Origin of the sequence: Aeromonas sp. R6-2, from assembly GCF_040908155.1 — a bacterium.
GTDB lineage: Bacteria > Pseudomonadota > Gammaproteobacteria > Enterobacterales > Aeromonadaceae > Aeromonas > Aeromonas schubertii.
In genome coordinates, this window is sequence record NZ_JBFODE010000051.1 from 1 (window position 1) to 2079 (window position 2079).

Sequence of the window (2079 nt, forward strand, 5' to 3'; positions counted from 1 at the left end):
CACTTCAGGTGTTTGGCAAAGTACGCGGCGGCTTTTTTTACCAGGGCCAACTCTTCTGCTTGCTCAGCCAGTTGGCGCTTGAGTCGGACATTTTCATCGGCGAGTTGCTGCTCGCGCTCCCCCGTATCCATGAGTTGCTTGGCCTTGGTGCGCCAAGCGTAGAGCTGGGCTTCTTTGAGGCCTAATTGGATGGCGGCCTTGCTCATTCCTACGCGCTCGGCCAGAGCCAAGGCTTCTTCCTTGTATTGCTGAGAGTAACGGGTTCTGGGTGTTTTCTGTTCGATCGTTGCTTTGGTCATGATGTACCTCTGTCAGTGATTTTACTCACTTAACCAAGTGTCCATCGAGGGTGGGTTAGATTAGTTTTCGTCCGGATCGTAATAGAGATCGCCACTGAAGACGTTGCCGACCTTGACCGGGATACCCTGCTGCCGAGCCTGGCTGAAGGCCTTGTGCAGCAGCTCGAAGTCGGCTGAGGTGGCCATCTGATAACCGCTGCTGCGTTTGGCATTGGTGGGGGAGTCAGTTCCGGCGGCCTGGGCCAGGATCACATCGCGCATCTGCACATGGTGCTGGGTCGCCCCCAGGCTGCCGACCCGAATAATGCGACGCACGCCAAAGTCGTTCACCAACTCGTGGGCGTAGAGCACCATGGAGGGGATCCCCATTCCATGGCCCATCACCGAGATGCGCTGACCCTTGAAGTAGCCGGTGTAGCCGAGCATGTTGCGCACATTGGTCACCTCGCGCACATCCTCAAGGAAGGTCTCGGCGATGTAACGGGCACGTAGCGGATCCCCGGGCATGATGACGGTCTGGGCAAAATCGCCGGGCTGGGCATTGATATGAGCGGTCATTGTTATTGTTCCTGCTGGGTTCTGAGCATGGGCGCATCCTACCCCCCCGGGGCTGGCATCAAGCAGGACAAAAGTCCTCTTCCGCCGATCCGGATCACAAAGCGACAAGATGGCATGCGCCAAGGCGAGGGCAGTCTCTGGATTATTTGATCGGGCTCAAACAAACCACTTTATTTGGCGTCGAATGACCACAGAGCACTGGATGATTTAAGACCGGATTGAATATCATAGCGGCCGGTGCCCTGAGTCTGCGATGGGGCCTTCCCATCCCGAGGCAATGAGCGCACTGGAAGCTGTAATTCAGGGGCGGTAGCGTGTTTTTTCCCCAATATGGACAGGCATCTTTTTAACATGGACAGGCATGGTTGAGCTGAACCATGGTTGAGCTGATGTCTTGCTCTTGCTGACTCTCCTTCCCCATCTATCTCTGTGCCCTGAGAGGCATTTTTCTCCCGGCAACAGCGCTGTTGGCCCGGGGATGGAAGGCCCAGAACGAGCGTGAGTGGGCAAAGACGCATGAAGACCCCTCGACTGAAGGCCGAGTGAGAACATTGAAGGGAAATGGTCAGGCGCAGAGCCAGCGCCGGCCGTTGGCGAGCCCCTGTCGCCGCTTGCGCTGCAAATGCTCGCAGAAATGGCCCAGCTCGTCGGGGGTGCCGGCCGGCCCCTTGAACAGGCGGCGAAAATCCCGGGTCAGCTTCTCCCAGTGAGCGGCGGGCAATCCCAATCGCGCCAATATTCGCGCACAACCCGGTGACATGGCGCCGCGCTTGTCTCCACGCAGCCAGCGGCCGCTCTCGTCCACCAGTTCGAGATAATCCGCCAGGGAAAAGGTCAAGCCGTGAGTCAGGGCTTGATGCTCATCGCCCACAAAGGGCAGCAGCTCATCGGGTTGTTTCCCTTCCAGCGCCGCCCGAATGCGTCGCTGGATGCTGGTAAAATCGGACGACTCGGGCGTCTCGGCCATGGCGGCTCGCACCGGATTGAGCTCCACATAGGCCATGCAGGCAAGTAACGCCGATTCGTTGAGCAGGGCCTGGGACTTGAAGCGCCCCTCCCAGAAGTGTCCGGTGCAGCCATCCTCCCGGTTGGCCTGCCGGGCGATGGGCTCGCACAGCAGACGCATCAGCCAGCTGATATCCATCAGCCGCTGACGGTAAATGCCGATAGTGGCTTGCACCGCCAGCCATTGGGCCTCATCGAGCGACTCGCCCTTGGCAAA

2 protein-coding genes and 1 pseudogene are annotated in these 2079 nt (G+C 58.7%); all 3 read right to left on the reverse strand.

The features are described 5' to 3' along the window. Positions 1–299: pseudogene (locus AB5Y48_RS13370) on the reverse strand (transposase); the annotation flags it as partial. A 60-nt stretch (positions 300–359) separates the two neighbouring features. Beyond that, complete coding sequence (locus AB5Y48_RS13375) at positions 360–857, reverse strand: DeoD-type purine-nucleoside phosphorylase (protein WP_368164798.1); 498 nt, start codon at positions 855–857, stop codon at positions 360–362. 565 nt (positions 858–1422) lie between these two features. Further along, positions 1423–2079: transposase (locus AB5Y48_RS13380; RefSeq protein WP_368164756.1), on the reverse strand; the 657-nt coding region annotated here is incomplete at its 5' end.

What these genes read in the sequence shown, in the direction of transcription:
- AB5Y48_RS13375 (WP_368164798.1), bottom strand. Translation starts at nt 857, where the DNA reads ATGACCGCTCATATCAATGCCCAGCCCGGCGATTTTGCCCAGACCGTC.